The following is a 25,536-nucleotide window of genomic DNA, read 5'->3' as shown; positions in this document are numbered from 1 at the left end:
CCGGGCCGGGCGGAGCGCCTCGCGAACGAGGCGCTCCGCTAACACCCTGAACCGTTTCATCATGAGCTTCCAGGTCATCATCCAACCCAGCCAGCATCAATTCCCGGTCGAACCCGGCCAGACCGTGCTCGATGGCGCGCTGGCCGCTGGCATCGTCCTGCCGTACAGCTGTCGCAACGGCGCCTGCTCCACCTGCAAGGGCCGCGTGGTGTCCGGGGAGTTCGACGCGGGGCAGTATCCCGCGCAGATTCTTTCGCCCGAGGAACTGGCCGGCGGCTACACGTTGTTCTGCCAGGCCCGGCCTGAATCCGACATGGTGGTCGAATCCACCGAAGTCCGCCTGGCCAGCGATATCCAGATCCGCAAGCTGCCTTCGCGCGTGCAGGCGCTGGAACGCGTGGCCCCGGACGTCACCGTGATCAAGCTGCAGTTGCCCGCCTCCGAGCAGTTCCGCTACTACGCCGGCCAGTACATCGAAGTCATCCTGAAGGACGGCCGCCGGCGCAGCTATTCGATGGCCGGCGCGCCCCACACCGGCAGCCCGCTTGAACTGCACATCCGGCATATGCCCGGCGGCGTGTTCACCGACCATGTGTTCGGCGCCGGCGACACGCAGATGAAAGAGCGTGAGATCCTGCGCCTGGAAGGGCCGTTCGGTTCCTTCTTCCTGCGTGAAGACAGCGACAAGCCAGTCGTGCTCCTGGCCAGCGGCACGGGCTTTGCCCCGGTCAAGGCCATTGTCGAGCACATGATCCACAACAACATCAAGCGCCCCGTGGCGCTGTATTGGGGCGGACGCCGTCCGCGCGACCTCTACATGGACGCGCTGGCCCAATCGTGGACCGGCATGCTGCCCGATTTCCGCTACGTGCCGGTAGTCTCCAATGCCGTACAGGAAGACGGCTGGACCGGGCGCACCGGCTTTGTCCACGAAGCCGTCATGCAGGACATCGTCGACCTCTCGGGCCATCAGGTCTATGCCTGCGGCACGCCACTGATGGTGGACGCCGCAAGGCGCGAATTCAGCGCCCAGAACGGCTTGCCGCCCGAAGAGTTCTACGCCGACGCCTTCACGTCCGAAGCGGACCTGGCCAAGGCTGCAACCCAGTCTTGAGTAACAGGGCATGAGCGAATCGGGGTGGAACGAGCGGGCCTGGAAAGGTTTGTGACTTCCGCCCCTTTTTATTCCATAGGCGCGGGCAAAGCGCCGGGGTAAACTGCCGGGCAGCAGCTTGCCATGGGGCGCGGACATCGGGTCGGCGGACCGAGCTGGCACGCAAGGAGCAATGCGGGCATGAAAGTAGCGGTATTGGGTGGCGGCATCATCGGAATCTCCAGCGCCTGGTGGCTGAACCAGGCCGGCCATGACGTCGTCGTCATAGATCGCTGCACCGGTCCCGCCCAGGAAACCAGTCTGGCCAATGGCGCGCAGATCTCGGTCTCCTACGCCGAACCCTGGGCCAATCCGCAAGCCCCGCTCAAGCTGCTCAAATGGATGTTCCAGGACGACGCCCCGCTGCTGTTCCGTCCGCAACTGGACTGGCGGCAATGGATGTGGGGGCTGGCGTTCCTGCGCGAGTGCCTGCCCAGCCGCCTGGCTCCCAATATCCGCGCCATGGTCCGCATGGCGGAATACAGCCGCGCGACCCTGCGCAGCATGCGCGCTGAACTGGGCATCCAATACGATCACCTGGAACGCGGCATCCTCAATTTCTACCGCGATCCGCACGAATTCGAAAACTCGCAGCGCGCCGCGGGCCTGATGCGCGACTTCGGCGTGGAACGCCGTGTGGTATCGACCGACGAGGTCATCGCCATCGAGCCCGCGCTGGCGCCGCACCGCCAGACCATCGTCGGCGGCGATTACACGCCCGAGGACGAGAGCGGCGACGTGCACCTGTTCACCGTGGCCCTGGCCGAGCGTTGCGCCCGGGCCGGCGTCGAATTCCGCTACAGCACGCGCGCCACGCGCCTGCTGACCACCGGCGGCACGGTGCAAAGCGTCGAGATCATCGAACCCGATGGCCGTTACGGCGCCTTGTCGGCCGACGCCTACGTCGTGGCGATGGGCAGTTTCAGCCCCTACCTGCTGCGGCCGCTGGGCGTGCCCTGCAACGTCTATCCGGCCAAGGGCTATTCCGCGACTTTCCCGGTGATCAAGCCGGACGCCACGCCCACGGTCAGCCTGACGGACAGCAGCCACAAGGTGGTTTTCTCGCGCCTGGGCGACCGCCTGCGCATGGCCGGAACCGCCGAGCTGTCGGGCTATTCCCGCAGCCTGAACACCGGACGTTGCGAAGCCATGACCCGCTTGGCGCGCGAACTTTTTCCCGACGCGCTCGATTTCGAGCGCGTCAGTTATTGGTCGGGCTTGCGCCCGTCCACTCCCTCGAACGTGCCCATCATCGGCCGCAGCCGTATCCCCAACCTGTACGTCAACACAGGACACGGTACGCTCGGGTGGACGATGGGCGTTGGCTCGGGCCGGGCATTGGCCGATCTGCTCAGCGGAAGGCGGCCGGAACCGGAATTTCCTTTTCTTGGTCTGTGAACCTATGAAGAATCTGCAATTGGCGGGCGTTGCCCGCGCGATGTTCGCCAGCCGGCGCGCATGGTTGTTCGGCGCCGCCATGGCGATGGCGGGTGCGGCGAATGCCGCCGCGGTCGAGATCCAGGTCTGGCACACGCTGACCGACGCAAACAAGGCCGAGTTCGAAAAGCTCGCCAAGCAATACAACAAGGAGCAGGACGAGGTCCGCGTGACGCTGCGCGGCTTCGCCTCGCCCAGCGCGCTGGAACAGGAAGCCGTCACGGCGGTCAAGGCCAAGAAGGGCCCGAACCTGCTGCAGTTGACCGATAACCATTCGCCTGAAGTCGTCGCCCAGCACAAGGCCGTGCTGCCGCTGTACGAACTGCTGGCCAAGTACCCGATCAAGGACCTGAACTGGTTCGTGCCGGCCACCAGCAGCTTCACGCGCGACAGCAAGGGCCGCCTGCTGGCCTTCCCCTGGATGGCCGAAGTGCCGGTGATGTTCTACAACACCGCCGCCTACAAGAAGGCCGGCCTGGATCCCAACAAGCCCGCGCGCACGTGGACCGCTCTGCAAGGCGAGCTGCTGAAGCTGCGCGACGTGGCGGATATCGACTGCCCCTACGCCTCCAGCGACCAGGTCACGGTCCACCTGGAGAACCTGGCGCCGATCAACAACCAGCAGTTCACCAGCAACAACAACGGGCTGGACGCGGTCACCAAGAAGTCGGCCGCGCCGGCCATGCAGTTCGACACGCTGTACATGCGCCACATCTCGCTGATGGTCAGCTGGAAGCGTTCGCTGCTGTTCATGGCGCATTCGGGCGACAACGCCAGCGACAAGCTGTTCGCCAAGGGTGAATGCGCCGTGCTGACCGCCAACACCGGCGCGTTCGGCCAGTTCCTCAACACCAAGTCGCTGTCCTTCGGCGTGGCGCCGCTGCCTTACTACGAGCAGGCCACCAAGGACGGTGGCAAGCCCTTCGTGAGCGGTTCGGCGCTGTGGGCGCTGGAAGGCCATCCCCAAGCCGAGGAAAAGGCCACCGCCCAGTTCCTGGCCTGGCTGTCCAAGCCCGTCATCGCCGCGGAATGGCACCAGCGCACCGGCTACCTGCCCTTGACCGAGGCCGCTTTCCGCGCCTCGGACGTGTCGTTCTATAACCGCATTCCGGGCGTCCAGGCGCTGATTGCCTCCATGCGCACCAACCCCACGGCAAACAGCCGCGGTTTCCGCATGGCCAACTACACGCGCATCGAGCCCGTGCTGAACCAGCAACTGAACGATGCCTTCGAAGGCAAGGTGCCGCCGGTGGCGGCGCTGAACAACGCCGCCACCCAGGCACGCAGCATCGCGGCGCAACGCTGATCCAGGCAGGCGGCGCAGACGCCGCCGAATCCTGATGCAAACCCGGTCCCTGGACCGGGTTTTTTTTCGTCCGTCCGCCGCGCGACCAAACCATCCATGCGTACATGCCAGTCTGGTGACGCTGGGGCCGCTCATCCACCATGCCTCTCATGCGTATCGATTCCGGTGCGCCTTTTGCTCGCGGTGAGGCATGGTTCGTTTCTTCTTTCTGGCGGCAGGGCTGTCCTGCCTGGGGGCCTGCACAGGGGCCGGCAAGAGTCCGGCCGCAACGTCATGGGAAGCCTCGCGGCAGGCGGCCCAAGGCTTCCGCTTCGATTGGCAATTGTCCGGCGATCCCTCGGTTGCGCCCATGCAGGTGTTCGACGACGGCAAGGAAACCTGGCTGCAATTCGCGCCGGGCCAGCCGCTCCCGGCGATTTTCGGCGTAGGCAGCGACGGCGAGCGCGCCTTGCCCTACTTGCGGCGCGACCCCTATGTCGTGCTGGCGGGAGGGTGGAGCGGGCTGCTGTTTCGCGGCGGGCGTCTGAGCGCCCGCGCGCAGCGACTGCAACCGGTCGCCGACGCCCGGGCGGGGAGCAGGCCGCAGGATGAGCCTGCGCCGCTGGCGCCAGCCGTCGTGGCTGAGCGCATCGGTCCGGCGCGGCCCACCGAACCGGCGCTGCCCGCCATCGGCGCGCTGCAAGCCGCCGGGCCGTTGGCGGGCGCGGCTCCCGCCGCCGGCGTCGCATCGGCGCCGGTCTCAGCGCCGCAGCCCGTCTACCGCGCGGCGCCGCCGGACGCCACGCTGCGTGCCGTGCTGGCGCGCTGGTCGGATCTGGCGGGCTGGACCTTCCAGCCGCAGCACTGGGCCGTGGACGTGGACATTCCCTTGTCGGCAACGGCCGAATTCTCCGGCGACTTCAAGTCGGCCGTGCGCGAACTGCTGGGCGCCACGGAACTCGCCGAAAGGCCCCTGCAGCCATGCTTCTACGGCAACCGGGTCCTGCGCGTGGTGCCATTGGCACAGTCCTGCACGCGCATGGCTGCGCCAGGAGGGGCCGCGACATGATGCGCAAACTGTTCTTGAGTGCGGCTGCCTGCGGAGTATTGGGCGGCTGCGCGGTGTCGCAGCAGGTTGCGGACCAGCGCCGCGCGGCGAACGCGCGTCAAGCCCAGGTGGCCGCCAGCCATCAGGCCTTCACCGAAGGATTGTCGGATCGCGCCAAGCGCGTCGCGGCCCAGGATGTCGCCATGCCTTGGCTTGCCGGCAAACCGCAGCCGCTGGCGCGAGAAGTGGCGCTGCCGCCCGCATTGCGCGAGAACCTGCGGACAACCTTGATACTGGCCGACGACGCCGATCTGCCGATGCTGGCCCAGCGCCTGAGCGCCGCCACCGGCATTGCAGTGCGAGTGCGTCCCGACGCCTTGCTGCCGCTGGAGTTGTTCCTGCCTCGGCTGGCCGTCAATGGCGCATTGTCCGTGCCGGCCCCCGCCAGCCTGGAGATCCGCGCGGGCGCGCAGCCGCTGGCCGACTTGCTCGACACGCTGGCCGCGCGCTTCTCGGTGCATTGGCGCTACGAGCACAACGCGCTCGAGTTCTACCGCACCGAGACTCGTGTGTTTGATTTGCGCGCGCTGTCGCTGAGCAGCAAAGTGGACGTGCGCCTGGGCCGCGAAGGCAGCCCCGAGGGCGAAGGCTTCGAGAGCACGTCCAATACCTCCCTATCGGCGGGACAGCATGACGCGATGGCCGTCCTGCGCGCCAACATCGTGCCGTTCCTCACACGTTCCGGCGTGGTCGCCGAAGCGGTCGAGGGCTCCACTTCGATTGTCGTCACGGATACGCCCGAAGCGCTCGAGCGCGTCGCCCGCTACCTCGAGCGCGAGAACAAGGCGCTGACCCGTCGGGTGCGGCTGGTGTTCGAGGAAATCACGGTCGTTGCCAACGACGCCGTTTCGGGCGGCATCGACTGGAACATCGTCTACGCCGCGGCGGGAGCGGCGGCGCGGTTGTCGGTGCCTGGAGCCGGATCGGGCTGGGGCAGCCTGGAGGCTTCCGCGGCCAGGGGGCCATACCAAGGCTCTCAGGCCATCATCTCCGCGCTCAGCACCATGGGCGCGGTCGTGCGGCACAACAAGGTGCCCATCCTGACCCTGAACCGTCGTCCGGTTACGCATGCGGTAAGAACGACATTCAGCTACATCGACCGGGTGCAGAGCACTGCGGTCCCAGGCACCACGGCGGGGGGCGCCAACGGTACGCTGCCCGCGGTATCCATCAGCCAGAAGGAAGAAACGGTAGGTTCGTTCCTGACGCTGTTGCCGGACATCCAGGAGGACGGCCAGATCCTGTTGTCGCTGGCCTACGACAACGCGGTTGCCCAGCCCCTGAAGACCATCACGTTCGGCGAGCGCGGCAACCAGGTGCAGGTCCAGCAGGTCACGATCGACGGCAACGGCACGGTGCAGCAGGTCGAGCTGCGCCCCGGCCAGCCCATTATCGTTTCCGGTTTCGACCGCGGCCAGGAACAGCATGACCGCCAGCGGCTTGCGCCGAGTCTGCCGCTCATCACTGGCGGCCTGGACAGCGCCGCCTCGGAACGCACGACAACCCTGGTACTGGTAACCGCCCAGGTCGAGGAAGGGTACTAGGCATGGAACGCGTCCCTCCCACCTTGTTGCTTGAGGTTCCAGATACTGGCCGCAGCCTGGCGTTCGGCCTGCGCTGGTTCGCCCTGATCGGCTCCAACATTCCCGCGCTGGCCCGTTCGCGCGGGCGCCGCCTGCGGGCCAGCCACTATGTCGTGGGCGGGGCGCCGGCCATGGTGGCCGGCTATGGCCGCGTGCGCTCATCGTGGCGCAGCGGTCCGCGGGCGGGGCGGCGCAGGCAGGGGCACATCCAGGCTGCCGCGCAGTTGTACGCCTTGTTGTATCCGGACGGAGGCCATAGCCTGATCAGCCTGCCGGGCGGCGGGCATTGGCTGGTGGCGGCGCAGCGCGGCACCGTGCTGTCGCAGGCGGACAGGGTATACGCCACGCTCGACGAAGCCTTGCGTGAACAGGCGTTGCTGTGCGCCCGGCGCCCCGCGTTGCAGGCGCGGGACGCCGAGGAGGCCTGGGCTTTGCTGATGCAGGCGGCGGACCCGGCCGCGCAGTTGGTCGTCTTGTCCTCGCGCTGGGCCGAGCTGCCGCTCGCGTTCCGCTTGTTCCTGGCCTGCGTCGTGCTTGCCGCTGTCGCTCCGCCCATATGGGACGGTCTGCCCGCGCTGAGGCCGGACCGCGCATCGCCCGATTCGGCCGCTGCGCAGGACCTCCCGCCGCAGCGGGATCCGCATCTGACCCTGCTGCAAAACACTGTGGCCCACGCTCCCGCCGAAGTTGCACGCTTGCTGGACGGCGTCGGCAGGCTGCCCATACAGGTGCGCGGTTGGGCGCTGAGCCGCGCGCGCTGCCTTGCCGGGGAGCAGGCTTGGAACTGCTCCGCGGTCTATATCAGGGCGCACCCGCAGGCGGCCAACGATGTGCTGCACGCGCTGCGGCCCGCAGGCTGGCAGGTGACATTCCAGCCGCTGGAAGAAGCCACGCTGTCATGGCGCATGGCGTCCTCGCCGGTGATGCTTGCGGACCTGGCGCTGCCCTCATCGCTGCAGGTCGATACCGGGCTGATCGCTGCGCTGCAACGCATGCGGGCGGCGTTTACGTCGGTGATCCTCGCGGCCGCGTTGCCGCTGCCGTTGCCAGTGCAGTCTCAACCCGTCGCGGGCCAAATCGACGCCCCGATGCCGTTGCAACCTGCCATTCGCAGCCGCGCCATCACCTTGCGGGGGCCGCTGCGTTCCTTCGCGCTTCTGGACGGTGCCGTCGCGGCGGCCAGATGGTCCCGCCTGTCGCTGGACATCCAGGCGCAACCCCGGCCCACATTGGTTTCCAGCACGCTGGTAGCCGAACTACAGGGAGAACTTTATGAACAGGAATAGGGGCGCCGCCACGCGCCCGAATCCCGCGGCAGGATTCATCGGGCGTCTGCTCTTGTCGGCCGCCTTGGTTCCGGCCGCTCATGGCCAACCGTCACCGCAAAGCGCCGACGAACCGCGGCCCTGGCCAGAGACGGAAACCGTGCGCGCCTTGCTGCGCGCGGATGCTGCGGCCGCCCTGGCGGACTGCCGCGTCCCCGGCCTGTGCCGTCCCGGACCCGAGTCCGTGGCGCAGGCGACGCCGCCCGCCAAGGCATCGGACGATATCCGGGTGATGGCGATCTTCGGCCTCGCGCGCCGCTTGAGCGCCGATATCGCCGTCAATGGCGCCGTGCTCCGCTACCAGGCGGGCAGGGGCGAACCCGTCGCGGGAGCTGTCGATGGCCGCGCCTATCAGCTGCTGGCCATCGACGACAGTTGCGTAAGGCTGCGCCGCGGCGATACCGAACGCACCGCCTGCGTCGATGCGGGCAGGGGACGGCCATGACTGTGCATGCCTTGCCGTCCGTCGCGGCGCATCGCGCGGTGGCGCTTTCCTCGGCGGCGGCTTGGGAGCCGCCTCAGCTTCAAACAGCCGACGACATCGCCCGTCTGCAGCCCGCGTTCGCGCGTGCGCTGGGGCGCGATTTCGATCTTGCGGCGCTCGCGGGCAGGCTGTGCCCCGTGTTGCTCGAAAGCGGCGAGGTCGCCGTGTTCGCGGTCAAGGACTACACGGAGGGCGACCAGATCGAAGAGGTCGAGCGCATGGTGCGGGCGCGCGGCTACCGGCTGGCGCAAGTGCCGCGCTATCAGTTGCCCGCGCCGCTGCTGCTGATGATCGCGCGCGGCCAGCTGGCGGAGCCAGCGTGCGCCGGGCGCGGCAAGGAGCGGCAGGAAGAGCGCGCCTCGGCCCTCGCCGCAATGTTCCTGGATATCGTGCGCTGGGGCGTTGCGCAAGGAGCGAGCGACGTGCACATCAACGTCAACCGTCGGCGCGCTGCCTGCGAGATCCGCTACACCATCGGTGGGGAATACGTCAGTACGGAACGCTTTGCGGGCCTGTCCAATGCGACGCTGCTGGAGGTCCTGGCGGTGGCCTGGATGGATGTCAGGGGAGGCAACGGCGCGGTGTTCGACCCGGCGCTGGAGCAGCAAGGGCGCATCGGGCTGGACATCGATGGCGTGCCTATCGTGCTGCGCTGGGCCTCGTTGGCCGCCGATGCCGGCCCCTCGGTCTGCTTGCGCATCTTGCGGCTGGACGCGACCGCCAACGCCGATCTCCTCGCGTTGGGCTATCTGCCCACGCAGGTCGAAACGCTGGCGCGGGCGCGCGAACGCGAGGGCGGGGCCATCGTGCTGGCGGGCGTGGTTGGCTCCGGCAAGTCAACCACCATCGCGACGCTGATGCGGGGCATCGCGCCCACGCGCAAGGCCATCACGCTGGAAGATCCGGTCGAATACGTCATCGACAACGCCTTGCAGAATACCCTGGGAGGCGCTCTGGCCGAATCCGCCTGGCCCGCGTTCGACGCCAAGCTCAAGACCATCAAGCGCTCGGCGATGAACGATCTGCTGATCGGCGAGATCCGGGACGCCGATACCGGCCGTGCGTTCATGGATCTGGCCGGCTCGGGCGTCAGCCTGTACACCACCACCCACGCCGCGGGCGCCGTGCTGATACCCGAACGCCTGGCGTCGGATTCGATCGGCGTGTCGCGCGATTTTCTGGCTACGCCAGGCATCCTCAAGTTGCTGGTCTACCAGACCTTGCTGCCGCGCTTGTGCAGCCATTGCTCGCTGCCCGTGGACAGTCTGTGGTCCAGATCCGCCGGGAGCGGTAAACGTCCCGAATGGCAGGCATGGTTGAAACGGCTGCAGCATGAGTTCCTGCTGGATCCTGACGCGCTCCGGGTCAGGAATGCCGCAGGTTGCAGCGCTTGCAGGCGCCCGCAATTGCCTGAGTTGAACGGCATAGCAGGCCGTAGCGTGGCGGCGGAAATGCTCGAGCCCGAGCGCGTCGACGGCTTTCTTGAGCGGGTGCGTACGCGCGATAACGTGGGGCTCAAGCGTCAGGCCGAGGCCGCCGGGCCCACCGCCTGGCGCAGCGAGGCCGCGCGCGGCGCGCTAGCGCGGGACTGCGCCCTGTACAAGGTCAGCCGTGGCGAGGTCGATCCCCGCGTGCTGCTGCGCCGCTTCGACTTTCCAGCAGTCTTCCCTGCGCAGAGCGCTGGACCCGGCGGGGGCGGCCATGGCTGAGCCGCTGTTGGCGCGACCCTTCCTCGGCCTGCCTTCGGGTCGCACGCTGTCGCTGCGCCTGGACGCGCTGTGCTTTCGTGCGGGGCGAGCGGACTACTACGAGTATCTGGCCGACCTGGTCGAAGGAACGCAGGGCCGTAAGAATTTGCGCGACGTCTTCGAGGACGATGCGCGCCGTCATGGCGAGGATACTGTGCGCGGCCGGCTGTCGAGGCATTGGGCGGGCATGTATCTGGAGGCCGGCGGCGATCTGGGCGTGGCCTGGACGGACACGCTGCCGTCCAGTGAATGCGTGCTGCTCAGCTGCGTGCAGGAAGAAGGCGGCGATCTGTCCGCCGCGTTGCGGGACGTGGCAAGGGCTGTACGGCTGGCGTCGGATGCGTGGCTGGCGCTGGTCTCGGCCGCGGCGGCGGGCCTTGCGGCGGCAGCCGTCGCATTCGCCTTGCTGTGCGCCATTCCTTTTTTCAGCGTGCCGCGCTTGCAGCAGGTGTTCCAGGCCGTGCCGGCGGAGGAGTACGGCCGCATGACCCGCGCGCTGTTCGCGCTGTCCCAAGGCCTGAGGCAATGGCTGGCCCTGTGGCTGGTGCTGTTGTTGGGCCTGGCCTTGCTGTGCCTGTGGTCGCTGCCGCGCTACACGGGCGCTGCGCGGCCGCGGCTGGACCGCTGGTTGCTCTGGAGACTCTACCGCGATTTCCACGCCATCCGCTTTCTTGCGTTGCTGGCCGTGCTGGTCAGGCAGCACGGCGCGGCCGACACCCGCCTCAGGCGAGCCCTGGCCGTGCAGGCCCGGGATACGGTTCCCTGGATGCATGCGCATCTGCTGGACATGCTGGGACGGATAGACGGCGGCCAGACGGGGCCGGAGATTTTCGGCACAGGGCTGCTGGACGCGGATACCTGGTGGTACATGGCCGACATGATGGACGCCCTGGGCATGGAGGCCGGGCTTGCGCAGGTGCGGCTGCGCGTCGAGTCGCGCCTGCTGGCGCGGGTGCGTCGTCAAGCGTCGGTGTTGCGCTGGGCATTGCTGCTCACGTCCGTGGCCGGCGTGCTGGGCATCACGCTCTGGCATTACGCCGTGATCGACGAACTGCGCCAGGCGTTGACCAATTTCTATGCAAGCCAATAGGGGCTGCATCAGGCATGCGGCGCTTATTCGCCTGCGTGCTTTTTTCACGAGGAGAGCAAGCATGCACCAAGTCCACGCAATCCCATTACGCGCCAAGCGGCAGCGGGGCTTTTCATTGATGGAGGTGTCCATCGTCACCGCCATCGTCCTGTTGATCGCGATCGTTGGCATTCCGGCCATTGGCGCCTATGTCGTGGAGAACAAGGTTCCCAAAGTGGGCGAGGAACTGCAGCGTTTCATCGCCAGCATGAAGACCAATGCGCAAGGCGGCGGGGTCACGCCCTATGCCGGTCTGGACACGGGCGCCATGGCCAATGCGCTGCGGGAATCCAGCGTCCTGGCCGTCGACGGGACAGGGGGCGCGGCGCGCATTGCCCATGGCTTGGGCGGCAGCGGCGTCGGAGGCAATGGGGTGGTCGAGGTCGCCGCCGCCTCGTTCGGCAGCGCGGGGCAGGGTTCCGCATTCTCCATCAAGCTGACCAACGTCAGCCAGGCAGCATGCCCGTCGCTCGCCTCGGTGCTGCAACGGATGTCCGAGACCATCTCGATAGGCGGCGGGGGAGGCGGCCTCCGGGTCGTGAAGGATGCGTTCGCGACGCCCAGCGTGCCCTACCGCGCGGCCTTGGCTCAGGCCCAATGCAGCCCGGGCGACGTCAACACCTTTGTGTTCCTCGCAAAATGAGCCGGCTCGCGCGTATCCCGGCTGCTCGATCGCAGCGTGTTGCCGTGCGGCTGCGACAACGCGGCTTTTCGTTGCCGGGCTTGGTGGTGGCGCTGGCCTTGAGCGCCATGGCGGCCATCTGGGCCTCAGGCCAGGTGGTGCAGCGGATCGAAGATGCCGCTGCCCGTGCCGCCGGCGTATGGCTGACGCAGATCCGCCTGGCGGTAACGGCGGTGCTGGCGCGGCACTCCACCATCCTCGCCCAAGGAGACGTGCCCCGCAGCGAACAGGGGAGTCCGCTGTTCGCGGATCCACTGGCGCCCACCGTGGGTGAATTGCGCGGACTGGGGCTGTTGCCCGCCGATTTTCCCGACCGTTCCGCCCTGGGCTTCTCGGCTCAGATCCGGATCGCGCGCTCGCAGGCGTGCCCTGGCGAACGTTGCCGGATGGACGGACTGGTCTACAGCGCCACGCCTCTGATCAAAACGGGGACGCAAACGCCGGATCTGACCGCCATCGCCGCCGTGATCGATGCCGCTGGCGGCTACGCCGGGGCGGTGTGGCCGGCGACGCCGGGTCTGGTGCGCGGCGCGGCATTCAGTTTCGCCAATCCCCTGGCGTCCGGCGGGCCGGCCTATGCGCCGGGCACGCTCGTCCTGTGGGCGGGAGCCGGGACCGGCGGGCCGGATCTGGAGCGCTATGTCCGGATACGGGATACGCGCGATCCGCAGCTGCAGGGTGAACTGAGCGTTGCATCCTCGGCGCAGGTCGGCTCCTATCTGACGGTCGGCGCGCGCGCCAGCGTGGGGCAGTCATGTGGCGTCTCGTCCGGCACCATAGCCACCTCGGCACAGGGGGAACTGCTGACCTGCCAGTCCCAGGTCTGGGCACCGGCAAGCGGCGGCTTCGGCGGGGCGTTCAGCCTCAATTTCCCGTTTGGTTGCAACCGTTCCACAGTGAATCCCCGCACCGGCGCTTGCTCCTGCCCTGGCGGCTATACGCCCGTGGCAGTTTCCGGGCGGGACGATTGGAACGAGGCGATGGGCCGGACCACAGGTTACGTCTGCGTGCGCTGAGGCTGCCGTGCGGCCTCTTTTCCTGGGATGCCCGCCAACCCTCTATAATCAAAAATTCGCCTAAATTCTGCTTCGCCCACGATGAAATCCTCCGAGATTCGCCAGCAGTTTCTGCAATTCTTCAAGTCCAAGGGACACACCATTGTTCCCTCGTCGTCGCTCGTCCCCGGCAACGACCCGACCTTGCTCTTCACCAATTCGGGCATGGTCCAGTTCAAGGACGTCTTCACGGGCAAGGAATCGCGGTCCTATACGCGCGCCACGTCGTCGCAGCGCAGCGTGCGCGCCGGCGGCAAGCACAATGACCTGGAGAACGTGGGCTACACCGCCCGCCACCATACGTTCTTCGAAATGCTGGGCAATTTCAGCTTCGGCGACTACTTCAAGCGCGACGCCATCCAGTACGCCTGGGAGCTGTTGACCCAGGTCTACAAGCTGCCCGCCGAGAAGCTCTGGGTCACCGTCTACCAGGAAGACGACGAAGCCTACGACATCTGGGCCAAGGAAGTCGGCGTGCCGACCGAGCGCATCATCCGCATCGGCGACAACAAGGGCGCGCGCTACGCCTCGGACAACTTCTGGCAGATGGCGGACACCGGTCCTTGCGGCCCGTGCTCGGAAATCTTCTATGACCACGGTCCCGAAATCTGGGGGGGGCCCCCGGGATCGCCCGAGGAAGACGGCGACCGCTACATCGAGATCTGGAACCTGGTTTTCATGCAGTTCGAACGCGATGCCGCCGGCAATATGCCGCGCCTGCCGCGTCCCTGTGTCGATACCGGCATGGGCCTGGAACGCATCGCCGCCGTGCTGCAAGGCGTGCATTCCAACTACGAAATCGATCTGTTCCAGCACTTGATCGCCGCCGCTGCGCGCGAAACCGGCATCAAGAACCTGGAAGACAATTCGCTCAAGGTCATCGCCGACCACATCCGCGCCTGCTCGTTCCTGATCGTCGACGGCGTGATTCCCAGCAACGAAGGCCGCGGCTATGTGCTGCGCCGCATCGTCCGCCGCGCGCTGCGCCACGGCTACAAGCTGGGCCAGACCAAGCCGTTCTTCCATCGCCTGGTGCCGGACCTGGTCGCCGAAATGGGCGAGGCCTATCCGGAACTGGCGGCCACGGCCGACCGCGTCGCCCAGGTGCTCAAGCAGGAAGAAGAGCGCTTCGGCGAAACGCTGGAACACGGCATGCGCATCCTCGACTCGGCCCTGGCCAACGTGCCCAAGGGCGGTCAGCTGGACGGCACGACCCTGTTCACGCTGTATGACACCTACGGGTTCCCGGTGGACCTGACGGCCGACATCTGCCGTGAACGCGAAGTGGATGTGGACATGGCCGGCTTCGAGGTCGCCATGGAGCGCCAGCGCGACCAGGCGCGCGCCGCCGGCAAGTTCAAGATGGCCGAAGGCCTGAGCTACGAAGGCGCGGACACGCGCTTCGAAGGCTACGAAAAGCTCGAGCTGGATGGCGTCAAGGTCACGGCCCTGTACGTCGACGGCACGCAGGTGCAGCAGGTCAAGGCGGGCCAGAGCGCGGTCGTCGTGCTGGACGCCACGCCGTTCTACGCGGAGTCGGGTGGGCAGGTTGGGGACACCGGCCTGCTGGAAGCCGACGGCGTGCGTTTCGCCGTGGCCGACACCCTGAAGATCCAGGCCGGCGTTTTCGGCCATCACGGCGAGCTGGAGTCCGGCACGCTGTCCGTGGGCGATACGCTGCTTGCCCGCGTGGACGCCGTCCGCCGCGCCCGCACCGTGCGCAACCACTCGGCCACCCATCTGATGCACAAGGCGCTGCGCCAGGTGCTGGGCGCGCACGTGCAGCAGCGCGGTTCGCTGGTGGATCCGGACAAGACCCGCTTCGACTTCGCCCAGGACGCCCCGCTGACGGCCGAGCAGATCGCGCGCGTCGAAGCCATCGTCAACGCCGAGATCCTGGCCAACCAGCCTACCGTGGCGCAGGTCATGGGCTATGACGACGCGGTCAAGGGCGGCGCCATGGCGCTGTTCGGCGAAAAATACGGCGACACCGTCCGCGTGCTCGATATCGGCTTCTCGCGCGAACTCTGCGGTGGCACGCACGTCAGCCGCACGGGCGACATCGGCCTGTTCAAGATCGTGTCCGAAGGCGGCGTGGCCGCGGGCGTGCGCCGCGTCGAAGCCATCACCGGCGACAACGCGCTGGCCTGGGTGCAGAACCAGAATGCCTTGCTGACCCAGGTTGCCGGCATGCTGCGTAGCACGCCGGCGGATCTGCCGGCGCGCATCGCGCAGGTGCAGGAACAGGTCAAGAGCCTTGAAAAGGATCTGGAACAGTCGCGCAACAAGCTTGCCGCCAGCGCCGGCAACGACCTGGCGACCAGCGCCGCGGTTGAGGTCAAGGGCATCAAGGTCCTGGCTGCCAGCATCGGCGATGTGGACCCCAAGGCCTTGCGCGGCATGGTCGACAACCTCAAGGACCGCCTGAAGCCCGCGGTCGTGCTGCTGGCCACGGGTTCGGCCGACGGCAAGATCAGCGTGGTGGGCGGCGTCACCGCCGACCTGACCGGCCGTGTCAAGGCGGGCGACCTGGTTGGTTTCGTGGCGGCCCAGGTGGGCGGCAAGGGTGGCGGCCGTCCGGACATGGCCATGGGCGGCGGCACCGACCTGGCGGCCTTGCCCGCGGCGATCGCCAGCGTGCAGAAATGGGTGGACGAGCGTCTGTGATGAGCGGCGCGGATACAAGTCTTGATGGCGGCGCGCAGGCGCCGTCCTTCGAGCAGGAAGTCGATGCCAGCGGCTTGACCTGCCCGCTGCCCATCCTGCGCGCCAAGAAGGCCTTGGCGCAGATGGCCAGCGGCGAAGTGTTGCGCGTCATCACCACGGATCGCAACGCAATCCGCGACTTCCAGGCCTTTGCCCGCCAGACGGGCAATGCGCTGGTCGCACAACAGGAGGTCGACGGCCGCGGAGTGCATTTCCTGCGGCGGCGCTGACCGTAGCCAGCAGTACTCCCCATGCGAAAGGCCCGCCGCAAGGCGGGCCTTTTCTCATGGGGAGAGTGCCGATTACTTGCGGATGGCGGCGGCGACAGCCCGGGTGATCGTGAAGTCCACCAGATCGCCTTCTTTCAATTGCTGCAGGCGCGCCTGCAAGGCGGGATCCTGGACCTGGATGGTGCGCATGCCCCCTTGCGGTCCCTTCAATGTCACCAGGTTGGCGCTCTTGTTGATGTGCCAGATTTCGGCGGTGATGGTGGTCTGGCGCCCGGCTGCGCCGCCGGGCATGGCTCCCTTGGCGTTGCGGGTTGCCGCGGTTTCGGTCTTCACTTCCGGAATGCCGGACCCGGCCGGGCGTACGTCCACCGCCACCGACTCGTAGTAGTCGAGGGTCAGCGTGTCGCCAGGCTTGATCTGCTGGAAGTTGCGGACATTGGGGCCAGCCTGGATGTCCACGCTATTGCCGTTTTCGCCTTGCAGCGTGATGGTCCGGGTGGCTGGATCCACTGCGGTGACCTTGCCGGAGGCGGTCGTCAGGGCGGCGCCCACGACTCGGGCCGAGGCGGCAAGCGGCATGGCCAACGTACCCGCCAGCAAGCCCGCCAGGGCCAGGCGCGCAACAGGGGTGAAGACTGATTTCTGGTTCTTCATGGTGGTGCACCCTCCGGTTAGAGGAAGTTGGGGAAAAAACGCCGAAAAAATGGGGGAGCAGGTGGCCGAAAGGCCGCCCTCAGGGGGATGGTTTGAAGCCGGTGCGGTGGCGGCGCCGTGGACAGGCGGCAGGGAAGATCAAAGCGCGGGGTCTTGCGTAGGTCGACATAAAACCGATCTCCTCAATCGGGTTATTTCTTCACACGCACTGAGTTCTGACGCACTAAGACAAGCAAGAGAGGGGCAGGGCGGCTACACTTCGAACTGCGGCGCGGGCCCCGGCCCGTGTTTGTAGAATACCCGGATGTGGTGTTTTAGGATACAAATCGCGCCGCTACGCACAATTCAGCACTGCCATTTGCCAGCCGGCCTGTTTAAGTGCTAGAATTTCCCGTTTTTCACAACTAATTCAAGGGATTACCTATGGTGGTGATTCGCCTGGCCCGCGGTGGGTCCAAGAAGCGTCCGTTTTACAACCTGGTGGCCACCGATTCGCGTAACCGTCGCGACGGCCGTTTCATCGAGCGCGTGGGTTTCTACAACCCCGTAGCCAGCGAAGGCACGGAAGCCCTGCGCATTGCGCTGGATCGCGTGCAGCACTGGACCAGCAACGGCGCCCAACTGTCGCCCGCTGTCGAGCGTCTGGTCAAAGAATACTCGGCCAAGGTTTCCGCCGCGGCTTAATTGCCCGCGTCGCAGACCAAGCCCTGAGCTTTACCGCGCTTTAAAAGCTGCCATTCATAGCTGCTTCATAGTTACCAAGAGCACGATACATGCCTGATGCCGCAACCTCCAACGCGGCGCCGACGGATTTGATCGAGCTGGGCCGCATCAGTGCAGCCTACGGTGTGAAAGGCTGGGTCAAAGTGCAGCCGCATTCGGCCAATGCCGAAGTGCTGCTCTCAGCATCTCAATGGTGGTTGACTCGCCCTGTGCCTGAATTGGCGCGGGGCGTTGTCGCGTCTGCGCCTGTCGCATACAAGGTCGTGCAAGTCCGTTCGCAAGGGGCCGCCGTGGTGGCCCAGTTGGCGGGCATTGCGGATCGCGATCAGGCCGAAGCCCTGCGCGGTTGTTCCGTGCAGGCACCGCGGGGATCCTTCCCTGCGCCAGAGGAAGACGAATACTACTGGGTCGATCTCATCGGTTGCGCGCTGTACACCAGCGCCGACGGTGAGCCTGCGCTCTTGGGCGTGGTCGACGAGGTTCTCGACAACGGCGCTCATGCCGTGCTGAGGGTCTTGCGCCAGAAGGCTGGGGCTGAAGGCCCCGAGCCCGTCCTGAACGCCAAGGGCCGGCCCGCCGAAATGCTTGTTCCGTTCGTGCGCGCGCACATACACGCCGTCGATCTGTCAGCTCGCCGCATAGACAGCGACTGGCCGGCGGATATTTGATGCGTATAGACGTCGTTACGCTCTTTCCTGAAATGTTCGGGGTAGTGCGGGACCTGGGTGTCACCGGCCGGGCGCATGCCCAGGGCCGGTGGTCCCTGCATGCCTGGAATCCCCGTGATTTCACGCACGACGTGCACCGTACCGTGGACGACCGCCCCTACGGCGGCGGCCCCGGCATGGTGATGATGGCGGGGCCTCTGGAAGCCGCCGTCAACGCCGCCCAGGACGCGCGCGCCGCGCTAGGCCTGGGTCGCGCCCCTGTCGCGCTGCTGGCTCCGGTCGGCCGGCGCTACGATCAGGCGGGCGCCGAATCCCTGGCGGCAAGCGAGGGGCTCATCCTCATTTGCGGCCGCTACGAAGGCGTGGACCAGCGCTTCATTGCGCGCTGCGTCACGCAGGAAATCTCGCTGGGCGATTTCGTGCTGTCTGGCGGAGAGATCGCCGCGCTCGCCGTGATCGACGCCGCCGTGCGGCTGTTGCCCGGCGTGCTCAACGATGGCGAGTCCGCGCTGCAGGATTCGTTCAACGACGCCTTGTCTGGCCTGCTGGACAGTCCGCACTACACGCGCCCCGAAGTTTACGAAGGCGAGCCCGTGCCCGGGCCCTTGCTTAGCGGGCATCACGCGAACATCGCCCGCTGGCGGCGTGAGCGTTCGCTGGAGTTGACCGCGGCGCGGCGTCCTGAATTGATCGAGGTTGCTCGCGCAAAAGGGGCGCTCACCCTGGCCGACGAGCGTTATCTGGCCGAGCTGGCGGGCAAGCCGCTGCCGGAACCAGCCAAGCGGCGCCGGCCATCCCGGCCCAAGCCGCCCGCGACTTCCTGACGCTTCCTTTTCGGATGAAATAAAAAAACCCCGGAACAACGTTCCGGGGTTTTTTGTTTCCAGTGCTGGGATGGGGCTTAGTTGCCCAGCTTGGTGCGCTGTTCACGCACCTTGTCCAGGGTTTCGCCGAACTGCGCCATGCGCGCCTTTTCCTGTTCGACCACGGCCGCCGGCGCACGTTCGACGAAGCTGGCGTTCGACAGCTTGCCGTTGGCCTTGGCGATTTCGCCTTCCAGGCGCGCGATTTCCTTGTCCAGGCGCACGCGTTCCGCTGCTACGTCGATTTCGACGTGCAACATCAGGCGGCTGCCGCCCACGACCTGGACCGGCGCGCCGGCGTCGGGCAGGGCGTCGAGCACCTCGACCTGGCTCAGCTTGGCCAGCGCAGCCAGGTATGGCGCGTTGCGGGTGAGGGTGGGGGCATCGCCCTGCGCGCACAGCGGCACCTTCTGGGCGGGCGACAGGTTCATTTCGCCGCGCAGCGCACGCACGGCTTCGACCTGCGCCTTCAGTTCGGCCACGTCGGCTTCGGCGGCGGTGTCGATCGCGGCGGGGTTGGCCTGCGGGTAGGGCTGGACGCTGACGCTGTCGGCGACGCCTTCCTTGCGCTTGCCGGCCACCAGCGACACCTTTTGCCAGAGCTCTTCCGTGATGAAGGGAATGATCGGGTGCGCCAGGCGCAGCACGCCTTCCAGGACGCGGATCAGCGTGCGGCGCGTGCCCAGTTGCTGGGCCGGCGTGCCGGTCTGGATCTGGACCTTGGCCAGTTCCAGATACCAGTCGCAGTACTCGTCCCACACGTAGCGGTAAAGCGAATTGGCGATGTTGTCGAAGCGGTAGTCGGCAAAGCCGCGCGCCACGTCGGCTTCCAGCGCTTGCAGCTGGCTGACGATCCAGCGGTCCACAAAGGATGTTTCGCCGGTTTCCGGGCCAGTCAGATCGTGGCCTTCGGTGTTCATCAGCACGAAGCGCGTGGCGTTCCACAGCTTGTTGCAGAAGTTGCGGTAGCCCTCACAGCGCTTCAGGTCGAAGTTGATGTTGCGACCCAGCGTGGCGTAAGCCGCCATGGTGAAGCGCAGCGCGTCGGTGCCGAAGGCCGGGATGCCGTCCGGATATTGGCGGCGGGTGGCCTTTTCGATGGCGCCGGCCTGCTTCGGATTCATCAGGCCGTAGGTGCGCTTGACCACCAGGCCGTCCAGGTCGATGCCGTCGATCAGGTCGACCGGATCCAGCGTGTTGCCCTTGGATTTGCTCATCTTCTGGCCGTCCGCGTCGCGGATCAGGCCGTGCACGTAGACGTGCTTGAACGGGATGTGGCCGGTCAGGTGGGTGGTCAGCATCACCATGCGCGCCACCCAGAAGAAGATGATGTCAAAGCCCGTGACCAGCACGCTGGACGGCAGGTAACGCTGCAGGTCCGGCGTGTTTTCCGGCCAGCCCAGCGTGGTGAAGGGAACCAGGCCCGACGAGAACCAGGTGTCCAGCACGTCCGGGTCGCGCTTGAGCTCGCCAGTCACGCCGGCCGCGCGGGCCTGCGCCGTGGCTTCGGCTTCGTCGTGCGCGACGAAGACCTGGCCGTCTTCCGAGTACCAGGCCGGAATCTGGTGGCCCCACCAGAGCTGGCGCGAAATGCACCAGTCCTGGATGTTGTTGAGCCACTGGTTGTAGATGGTGGTCCAGTTGTCCGGATAGAACTGGATGCGGCCGTCGGCCACGACTTCCAGTGCAACCTCGGTAATGCTCTTGCCCGGATTCAGCGTGCCTTCGGGGGCGGGCTTGCTCATCGCCACGAACCACTGGTCCGTCAGCATCGGCTCCAGCACGACGCCGGTGCGGTCGCCCTTGGGCTGCATCATCTTATGCGCCTCGACCTTGACCAGATAGCCTTCGGCTTCCAGTTGCGCGACCACGGCCTTGCGGGCCACGTAGCGCTCCATGCCCTGGAACTGCGCGGGGCCGTTCTCGTTGATGTGGGCATCCAGCGTGAAGATCACGATCATGGGCAGATCGTGGCGCAGCGCGCAGGCGTAGTCGTTGAAGTCGTGGGCGCCAGTGATCTTCACGCAGCCCGTGCCGAACTCGGGGTCGACGAAATCATCGGCGATGATGGGAATGTTGCGGTCGCACAGCGGCAGTTCGACAAGCTTGCCGACCAGGTGCTTGTAGCGCGGGTCTTCGGGGTGCACGCACAGCGCGCCGTCGGCCAGCATGGTCTCCGGGCGGGTGGTCGCGATGGTCAGGCCGCGCAGCGTGACGGTCTGGCCGTCCTTGTCGACGATGGTTTGCGGACCGTCGACGAAGGGGTAAAGGATGTGCCACATGTGGCCGTCGGTTTCCTCGGAAACCACTTCCAGGTCGGATACGGCCGTCAGCAGCTTCGGATCCCAGTTGACCAGGCGCTTGCCGCGGTAGATCAGTCCCTGTTTATGCAGGCGCACGAAGGTTTCCACCACGCCGCGCGACATGCGGTCGTCCATGGTGAAGTACTCGCGCGGCCAGTCGGCCGAAGCGCCCAGGCGGCGGACCTGGCTGGTGATCGCGTTGCCGGATTTTTCCTTCCATTCCCACACTTTTTCCACGAATTTCTCGCGGCCGAGGTCGTGGCGGGAAACCTTCTCGGCGTCCAGCTGTCTTTCAACCACGATCTGCGTGGCGATGCCGGCGTGGTCGGTGCCGGGGATGAATACGGTGTCGTCGCCCAGCATGCGGTGGTAGCGCACCAGGCCGTCCATGATGGTCTGGTTGAAGGCGTGGCCCATGTGCAGGGTGCCCGTCACGTTGGGCGGCGGGAACTGGATGACGTAGGGCTGGCTTTCGGTCCCCGTTTTTACATGCTGGCCCGCCTGGAAGTACCCACGCTTGTCCCACTCGGCGTACCAGCGGGATTCCAGCGCGGAGGGTTCGAAGCTCTTGGAGAGTTCCTGGGTGTCGCTCGCGGCGTTCGCGGCGTTCGGGGGAGCAGCTTGAGTCATTGCAGGGTTCCGGCAAACAGGGGCGCCCGGGTTAGGGACGCGGGCGGCAAACCGCACATTTTAAGATGTAATGCGGTCTTCTCAGCGTGTTAGAATACCGGGTTACTGTAAACCTTTTAGAAGTCCCTGAATTCATTGAGGATTCCGGGTGAGTCCGACAGGTAGGCAGTGTCGAATCCCTGCCTTGGACCAGTGGTTCGGGACGGCCCGAAACATGCATTCGTTTCGGACCGCCCCGTGCGCCAACAGCGCGATGACGCTTCAAGGGTGACACCGACAAGCGCAGATCCACGCCAGGCAATTCACAGAAACCAAGTCAGAAATCAGTTTTTGGAGTTCTTATGTCCATTCAACGCACCCTCTCGATCATCAAGCCCGACGCCGTCGCCAAGAACGTCATCGGCCAGATCGTCGGCCGTTTCGAACAAGCCGGCCTGAAGGTCATCGCCGCCCGCCTGGCCCAGCTGTCGCGCGCCGACGCCGAGCGTTTCTACGCCGTGCACAAGGAACGCCCCTTCTTCAAGGACCTGGTCGACTTCATGATCTCCGGCCCGGTGTTCGTGCAAGTGCTGGAAGGTGAAGACGCCATCCTGAAGAACCGCGACCTGATGGGCGCCACCGACCCCAAGAAGGCGGCTCCTGGCACCATCCGCGCCGACTTCGCCGACAGCATCGACGCCAACGCCGTGCACGGCTCGGACGCTCCGGAAACGGCCGCTGTCGAAGTCGCTTTCTTCTTCCCCGAAATCAACATCCACAGCCGTTGATTCTCGCGGAACATCTGTTCTAGCTTTTGAGTTTTACCCAGGTCATGGAATCCGTCGAACGAATCAATCTGCTGGGGCTTGACGGCTCCGCCCTGTCCGAACTGGTCGGAAAGTGGGGCGGCAAGCCGTTTCGGGCCCGCCAGTTGCAGCGCTGGATGCACCAGCGCGGCGCCGATTCGTTCGACGCCATGACCGACCTGGCCCGCGAATTCCGCGGCCAGCTTGCGCAGCATTGCCGCATCGAGGCTTTGCCCGTCAACATCGAGCAGCGCTCGACCGACGGCACCCGCAAGTGGCTGTTCGACGTGGGACAGGGCAATGCCATCGAGACCGTCTTCATTCCCGAGGACGACCGCGGCACGCTATGCATTTCCAGCCAGGCCGGATGCGTGGTGAACTGCCGCTTCTGCTCGACCGGGCACCAAGGCTTCAACCGCAACCTGAAGACCAGCGAGATCATCGGCCAGCTGTGGTGGGCCAAGCGCGTGCTGGAGGCCGACATCGGCACCGCCCGCCTGGAAAGCGCCCGCGCCACCGAAGACACCCGCGTCATCAGCAACGTGGTCATGATGGGCATGGGCGAACCCCTGCTCAACTACGACCAGGTCCTGCCCGCCTTGCGCCTGATGCTGGACGACAATGCCTATGGCCTGTCGCGCCGCCGCGTCACCGTATCCACCTCCGGCGTGGTCCCCATGATGGACCGCCTGTCGCAGGACTGTCCCGTGGCCCTGGCCGTGTCCCTGCATGCGCCGAACGATGCGCTGCGCGACGAGCTGGTGCCGCTGAACAAGAAATATCCGCTGAAGGAGTTGCTGGCGGCCTGCGAACGTTATCTGGCGTTCGCCCCGCGCGACTTCATCACTTTTGAATACTGCATGCTGGACGGCATCAACGATACCGACCAGCACGCCAAGGAACTGATCCAAATTGCACGCCAGCTGCGCTGCAAGCTCAATCTGATCCCGTTCAATCCCTTTCCCGAGTCCGGCCTGAAGCGCTCGAACTCGGCGCGGGTGAAGGTGTTTGCGCAGCGTCTGATGGACGCCGGCATCATCACCACCGTCCGCAAGACCCGGGGTGACGATATCGATGCGGCCTGTGGCCAACTGGCCGGAGAAGTGCGCGACCGTACCCGGATCACCGAACGGAACGCCGCACAGCGCCAGACCATACCAATTAAACAGGTGCACGCATGACGCAGGATTTCGCTTCGGCAGTTTCAGAAACGCCCGCAGGCGCTGCGGGAGGCATCGGCTCGGCATTGCGCGCGCTGCGCCAGTCCAAGGGCTGGTCGCTCGACGAAGTGTCCAGCCGCATCAAGTTTTCCACGAAGCAGATCGAAGCCCTGGAAAACGAGCAGTGGGCCAACCTGCCCACCGGCGTTTCGCTGCGCGGCCTGGTACGCAACTATGCGCGTCTGCTGGGCGCGGACTCGCAAACCATCGTCGATTCGCTCGACCCCAAGGCGCGCGTCACCGGCCCGGTGAAGCTCAGCCCGGGCGCGCTGCATTCGGCGCATTCCATTCCCCAGTCCGGCGCCGACGACGACCGTTCGTCCTCGACCTCCTGGGGCTGGCTCATTGCCATCGTGCTGGTGCTGGCCGCCGGCGTGGCGTATGCCTTCTGGCAAGGCTGGCTGCCGCAGCACTGGCTGCCGTCGGACTGGCTGCCGAAGTCGACCAAGTAACAACCCGGTTCCACCGATGCAAGAATCCTCTCTGCCTTGCCAGGATGCCCCGCCTCCCTCCGTGGGGGCGGCTGAGCGCCGCGCCACGCGTTCGGTGGCGGTGAAGTGGGGCGACCGTGTCGTGAAGATCGGCGGCGACGCCCCGGTCGTGGTCCAGTCCATGACCAACACCGACACGGCGGACGCCATTGCCACCGCCATCCAGGTCAAGGAGCTGGCCCAGGCCGGCTCCGAGCTGGTGCGGATCACGGTGAACACCCCTGAAGCCGCGCGTGAAGTCATCGCCATCCGCGAACAGCTCGACCGCATGGGCGTGAACGTGCCGCTGGTGGGCGATTTCCACTACAACGGCCACAAGCTGCTGACCCAGTTCCCGGAATGCGCGCAAGCGCTGTCCAAGTACCGTATCAACCCCGGCAACATGGGCGGGGGCAAGCGCCGCGACGACAACTTCGCGCAGATGATCGAAGTGGCCTGCCGCTACGACAAGCCGGTGCGTATCGGCGTGAACTGGGGCAGCCTGGATCACGAACTGATGGCGCGCAAGATGGACGAGAACAACCTGCGCGCCCAACCGTGGGAAGCGCAGGCCGTGATGCGCGATGCCTTGGTGGTGTCCGCCATCAGCAACGCACAGCGCGCCGAAGAGCTTGGTCTGCGGCGCGACGCGATCATCCTGTCCTGCAAGGTCAGCCACGTGCAGGACCTGATCGCGGTCTATCGCGACCTGTCCGCGCGTTGCGACTACCCGCTGCATCTGGGCCTGACCGAAGCCGGCATGGGCAGCAAGGGCATCGTGGCCTCCACCGCCGCGCTGGCCGTGCTGCTGCAGCAGGGCATCGGCGACACCATCCGCATCTCGCTCACGCCCGAACCCGGCGGCGACCGCAGCCGCGAAGCGATCGTGGCGCAGGAAATCCTGCAGACCATGGGTCTGCGCGCGTTCACGCCCATGGTCGTCGCCTGCCCCGGCTGCGGCCGCACCAGCAGCACGTTCTTCCAGGAACTGGCCGACAGCATCCAGACCTACCTGCGTCGCCAGATGCCGCTCTGGCGCGCCCAGTATCCCGGCGTCGAAAGCATGAACGTCGCGGTCATGGGCTGTGTGGTCAACGGGCCGGGCGAAAGCCGCCATGCCGATATCGGCATCAGCCTGCCCGGCACTGGCGAAGTGCCGGCGGCGCCGGTGTTCGTCGACGGCGAACGCACGGTCACGCTCAAGGGCGACCATATTGCCGAAGAGTTCCAGGCCATTGTCGAAGACTACGTCGCGCGCCGCTATGGCGCGCCTGCCTCTCACTAAAGTAAGGGTG

Annotated in this window: 22 protein-coding genes; 20 read left to right on the top strand and 2 right to left on the bottom strand. The window is 66.2% G+C overall.

Going from position 1 to position 25,536, the window contains the following annotated elements:
• The first annotated feature begins 61 nt into the window (after nucleotides 1–61).
• The 13 genes from IB259_RS30460 (at nucleotide 62) to IB259_RS30400 (ending at nucleotide 15,925) form a co-directional block, all read left to right on the top strand.
• Entirely contained in the window at nucleotides 62–1,114 is a 1,053-nt protein-coding gene (locus tag IB259_RS30460) for a CDP-6-deoxy-delta-3,4-glucoseen reductase (RefSeq protein ID WP_175214390.1), read from the top strand.
• 180 nt (nucleotides 1,115–1,294) lie between these two features.
• The gene (locus tag IB259_RS30455; protein ID WP_054458692.1) at nucleotides 1,295–2,551 is read left to right on the top strand and encodes a D-amino acid dehydrogenase; all 1,257 of its coding nucleotides are present in this window, start codon (nucleotides 1,295–1,297) and stop codon (nucleotides 2,549–2,551) included.
• 4 nt (nucleotides 2,552–2,555) lie between these two features.
• The gene (locus IB259_RS30450) at nucleotides 2,556–3,896 is read left to right on the top strand and encodes an extracellular solute-binding protein (RefSeq protein WP_054458690.1); all 1,341 of its coding nucleotides are present in this window, start codon (nucleotides 2,556–2,558) and stop codon (nucleotides 3,894–3,896) included.
• Nucleotides 3,897–4,086: 190 nt separating this feature from the next.
• Entirely contained in the window at nucleotides 4,087–4,944 is an 858-nt protein-coding gene (locus IB259_RS30445) for a TcpQ domain-containing protein (protein ID WP_082401340.1), read from the top strand.
• Nucleotides 4,941–6,527: a type II secretion system protein GspD gene (locus tag IB259_RS30440; protein ID WP_192331019.1), complete on the top strand. Its 1,587-nt coding sequence runs from the start codon at nucleotides 4,941–4,943 to the stop codon at nucleotides 6,525–6,527. Before IB259_RS30445 ends, IB259_RS30440 begins: the two co-directional genes overlap by 4 nt.
• 2 nt (nucleotides 6,528–6,529) lie before the next feature.
• Nucleotides 6,530–7,852: a hypothetical protein gene (locus tag IB259_RS30435; protein ID WP_225596986.1), complete on the top strand. Its 1,323-nt coding sequence runs from the start codon at nucleotides 6,530–6,532 to the stop codon at nucleotides 7,850–7,852.
• Nucleotides 7,839–8,336: a hypothetical protein gene (locus IB259_RS30430; RefSeq protein ID WP_192331017.1), complete on the top strand. Its 498-nt coding sequence runs from the start codon at nucleotides 7,839–7,841 to the stop codon at nucleotides 8,334–8,336. The genes IB259_RS30435 and IB259_RS30430 overlap by 14 nt, the downstream gene beginning before the upstream one ends.
• Nucleotides 8,333–10,084, top strand: a complete 1,752-nt coding sequence (locus tag IB259_RS30425) for an ATPase, T2SS/T4P/T4SS family (protein WP_192331015.1) — start codon at nucleotides 8,333–8,335, stop codon at nucleotides 10,082–10,084. Before IB259_RS30430 ends, IB259_RS30425 begins: the two co-directional genes overlap by 4 nt.
• Complete coding sequence (locus tag IB259_RS30420; RefSeq protein WP_225596985.1) at nucleotides 10,077–11,213, top strand: general secretion pathway protein; 1,137 nt, start codon at nucleotides 10,077–10,079, stop codon at nucleotides 11,211–11,213. Before IB259_RS30425 ends, IB259_RS30420 begins: the two co-directional genes overlap by 8 nt.
• 61 nt (nucleotides 11,214–11,274) lie before the next feature.
• The gene (locus IB259_RS30415) at nucleotides 11,275–11,895 is read left to right on the top strand and encodes a type 4 pilus major pilin (protein WP_054458681.1); all 621 of its coding nucleotides are present in this window, start codon (nucleotides 11,275–11,277) and stop codon (nucleotides 11,893–11,895) included.
• A gap of 44 nt (nucleotides 11,896–11,939) precedes the next feature.
• Complete coding sequence (locus IB259_RS30410; RefSeq protein WP_370528725.1) at nucleotides 11,940–12,950, top strand: prepilin; 1,011 nt, start codon at nucleotides 11,940–11,942, stop codon at nucleotides 12,948–12,950.
• 81 nt (nucleotides 12,951–13,031) lie between these two features.
• Complete coding sequence (gene alaS, locus IB259_RS30405) at nucleotides 13,032–15,656, top strand: alanine--tRNA ligase (RefSeq protein WP_054458677.1); 2,625 nt, start codon at nucleotides 13,032–13,034, stop codon at nucleotides 15,654–15,656.
• Nucleotides 15,656–15,925, top strand: coding sequence for a sulfurtransferase TusA family protein (locus IB259_RS30400; RefSeq protein ID WP_119450750.1), 270 nt, complete (start codon nucleotides 15,656–15,658; stop codon nucleotides 15,923–15,925). Before alaS ends, IB259_RS30400 begins: the two co-directional genes overlap by 1 nt.
• Nucleotides 15,926–15,997: 72 nt before the next feature.
• Here the strand turns inward: IB259_RS30400 and IB259_RS30395 are convergent, their stop codons facing one another.
• Nucleotides 15,998–16,579, bottom strand: coding sequence for a hypothetical protein (locus tag IB259_RS30395; protein WP_054458674.1), 582 nt, complete (start codon nucleotides 16,577–16,579; stop codon nucleotides 15,998–16,000).
• A 423-nt stretch (nucleotides 16,580–17,002) separates the two neighbouring features.
• Between IB259_RS30395 and rpsP the strand changes: the two genes are divergently transcribed.
• The 3 genes from rpsP to trmD all read left to right on the top strand — a co-directional run bounded on the left by rpsP (nucleotide 17,003) and on the right by trmD (nucleotide 18,794).
• The gene (rpsP, locus tag IB259_RS30390; protein ID WP_054458672.1) at nucleotides 17,003–17,263 is read left to right on the top strand and encodes a 30S ribosomal protein S16; all 261 of its coding nucleotides are present in this window, start codon (nucleotides 17,003–17,005) and stop codon (nucleotides 17,261–17,263) included.
• A gap of 89 nt (nucleotides 17,264–17,352) precedes the next feature.
• A complete protein-coding gene (gene rimM / locus IB259_RS30385; RefSeq protein ID WP_192331011.1) occupies nucleotides 17,353–17,970 on the top strand; it encodes a ribosome maturation factor RimM in 618 nt (205 codons plus the stop codon).
• Nucleotides 17,970–18,794: a tRNA (guanosine(37)-N1)-methyltransferase TrmD gene (gene trmD, locus IB259_RS30380; protein WP_175162549.1), complete on the top strand. Its 825-nt coding sequence runs from the start codon at nucleotides 17,970–17,972 to the stop codon at nucleotides 18,792–18,794. Before rimM ends, trmD begins: the two co-directional genes overlap by 1 nt.
• Before the next feature lie 77 nt (nucleotides 18,795–18,871).
• Here the strand turns inward: trmD and IB259_RS30375 are convergent, their stop codons facing one another.
• Entirely contained in the window at nucleotides 18,872–21,766 is a 2,895-nt protein-coding gene (locus tag IB259_RS30375) for a valine--tRNA ligase (protein WP_175182241.1), read from the bottom strand.
• A gap of 341 nt (nucleotides 21,767–22,107) precedes the next feature.
• Between IB259_RS30375 and ndk the strand changes: the two genes are divergently transcribed.
• Genes ndk through ispG form a run of 4 tightly spaced genes read left to right on the top strand, consistent with a single transcriptional unit; the run spans nucleotide 22,108 to nucleotide 25,526 of the window.
• Nucleotides 22,108–22,533 carry a nucleoside-diphosphate kinase gene (gene ndk, locus IB259_RS30370; protein ID WP_006393972.1) on the top strand — a complete coding sequence of 142 codons (426 nt, stop codon included), beginning with the start codon at nucleotides 22,108–22,110 and terminating at the stop codon, nucleotides 22,531–22,533.
• Between the two features lie 44 nt (nucleotides 22,534–22,577).
• Nucleotides 22,578–23,732, top strand: a complete 1,155-nt coding sequence (rlmN, locus tag IB259_RS30365; protein ID WP_054458665.1) for a 23S rRNA (adenine(2503)-C(2))-methyltransferase RlmN — start codon at nucleotides 22,578–22,580, stop codon at nucleotides 23,730–23,732.
• On the top strand, nucleotides 23,729–24,223 hold the full coding sequence (locus IB259_RS30360; protein WP_054458663.1) for a helix-turn-helix transcriptional regulator: 495 nt from the start codon (nucleotides 23,729–23,731) through the stop codon (nucleotides 24,221–24,223). The genes rlmN and IB259_RS30360 overlap by 4 nt, the downstream gene beginning before the upstream one ends.
• Nucleotides 24,224–24,239: 16 nt before the next feature.
• The gene (gene ispG / locus IB259_RS30355; protein WP_054458661.1) at nucleotides 24,240–25,526 is read left to right on the top strand and encodes a flavodoxin-dependent (E)-4-hydroxy-3-methylbut-2-enyl-diphosphate synthase; all 1,287 of its coding nucleotides are present in this window, start codon (nucleotides 24,240–24,242) and stop codon (nucleotides 25,524–25,526) included.
• Nucleotides 25,527–25,536: the final 10 nt, after the last annotated feature.

This window comes from Achromobacter sp. ACM04 (assembly GCF_014851465.1).
GTDB classification, from domain to species: domain Bacteria; phylum Pseudomonadota; class Gammaproteobacteria; order Burkholderiales; family Burkholderiaceae_B; genus Achromobacter; species Achromobacter aegrifaciens.
This window is presented reverse-complemented; position numbering and strand designations above follow the sequence as displayed.

What these genes read in the sequence shown, in the direction of transcription:
- IB259_RS30460 (WP_175214390.1), top strand. Translation starts at nt 62, where the DNA reads ATGAGCTTCCAGGTCATCATCCAACCCAGCCAGCATCAATTCCCGGTC.
- IB259_RS30455 (WP_054458692.1), top strand. Translation starts at nt 1,295, where the DNA reads ATGAAAGTAGCGGTATTGGGTGGCGGCATCATCGGAATCTCCAGCGCC.
- IB259_RS30450 (WP_054458690.1), top strand. Translation starts at nt 2,556, where the DNA reads ATGAAGAATCTGCAATTGGCGGGCGTTGCCCGCGCGATGTTCGCCAGC.
- IB259_RS30445 (WP_082401340.1), top strand. Translation starts at nt 4,087, where the DNA reads ATGGTTCGTTTCTTCTTTCTGGCGGCAGGGCTGTCCTGCCTGGGGGCC.
- IB259_RS30440 (WP_192331019.1), top strand. Translation starts at nt 4,941, where the DNA reads ATGATGCGCAAACTGTTCTTGAGTGCGGCTGCCTGCGGAGTATTGGGC.
- IB259_RS30435 (WP_225596986.1), top strand. Translation starts at nt 6,530, where the DNA reads ATGGAACGCGTCCCTCCCACCTTGTTGCTTGAGGTTCCAGATACTGGC.
- IB259_RS30430 (WP_192331017.1), top strand. Translation starts at nt 7,839, where the DNA reads ATGAACAGGAATAGGGGCGCCGCCACGCGCCCGAATCCCGCGGCAGGA.
- IB259_RS30425 (WP_192331015.1), top strand. Translation starts at nt 8,333, where the DNA reads ATGACTGTGCATGCCTTGCCGTCCGTCGCGGCGCATCGCGCGGTGGCG.
- IB259_RS30420 (WP_225596985.1), top strand. Translation starts at nt 10,077, where the DNA reads ATGGCTGAGCCGCTGTTGGCGCGACCCTTCCTCGGCCTGCCTTCGGGT.
- IB259_RS30415 (WP_054458681.1), top strand. Translation starts at nt 11,275, where the DNA reads ATGCACCAAGTCCACGCAATCCCATTACGCGCCAAGCGGCAGCGGGGC.
- alaS (WP_054458677.1), top strand. Translation starts at nt 13,032, where the DNA reads ATGAAATCCTCCGAGATTCGCCAGCAGTTTCTGCAATTCTTCAAGTCC.
- IB259_RS30400 (WP_119450750.1), top strand. Translation starts at nt 15,656, where the DNA reads ATGAGCGGCGCGGATACAAGTCTTGATGGCGGCGCGCAGGCGCCGTCC.
- IB259_RS30395 (WP_054458674.1), bottom strand. Translation starts at nt 16,579, where the DNA reads ATGAAGAACCAGAAATCAGTCTTCACCCCTGTTGCGCGCCTGGCCCTG.
- rpsP (WP_054458672.1), top strand. Translation starts at nt 17,003, where the DNA reads ATGGTGGTGATTCGCCTGGCCCGCGGTGGGTCCAAGAAGCGTCCGTTT.
- rimM (WP_192331011.1), top strand. Translation starts at nt 17,353, where the DNA reads ATGCCTGATGCCGCAACCTCCAACGCGGCGCCGACGGATTTGATCGAG.
- trmD (WP_175162549.1), top strand. Translation starts at nt 17,970, where the DNA reads ATGCGTATAGACGTCGTTACGCTCTTTCCTGAAATGTTCGGGGTAGTG.
- IB259_RS30375 (WP_175182241.1), bottom strand. Translation starts at nt 21,766, where the DNA reads ATGACTCAAGCTGCTCCCCCGAACGCCGCGAACGCCGCGAGCGACACC.
- ndk (WP_006393972.1), top strand. Translation starts at nt 22,108, where the DNA reads ATGTCCATTCAACGCACCCTCTCGATCATCAAGCCCGACGCCGTCGCC.
- rlmN (WP_054458665.1), top strand. Translation starts at nt 22,578, where the DNA reads ATGGAATCCGTCGAACGAATCAATCTGCTGGGGCTTGACGGCTCCGCC.
- IB259_RS30360 (WP_054458663.1), top strand. Translation starts at nt 23,729, where the DNA reads ATGACGCAGGATTTCGCTTCGGCAGTTTCAGAAACGCCCGCAGGCGCT.
- ispG (WP_054458661.1), top strand. Translation starts at nt 24,240, where the DNA reads ATGCAAGAATCCTCTCTGCCTTGCCAGGATGCCCCGCCTCCCTCCGTG.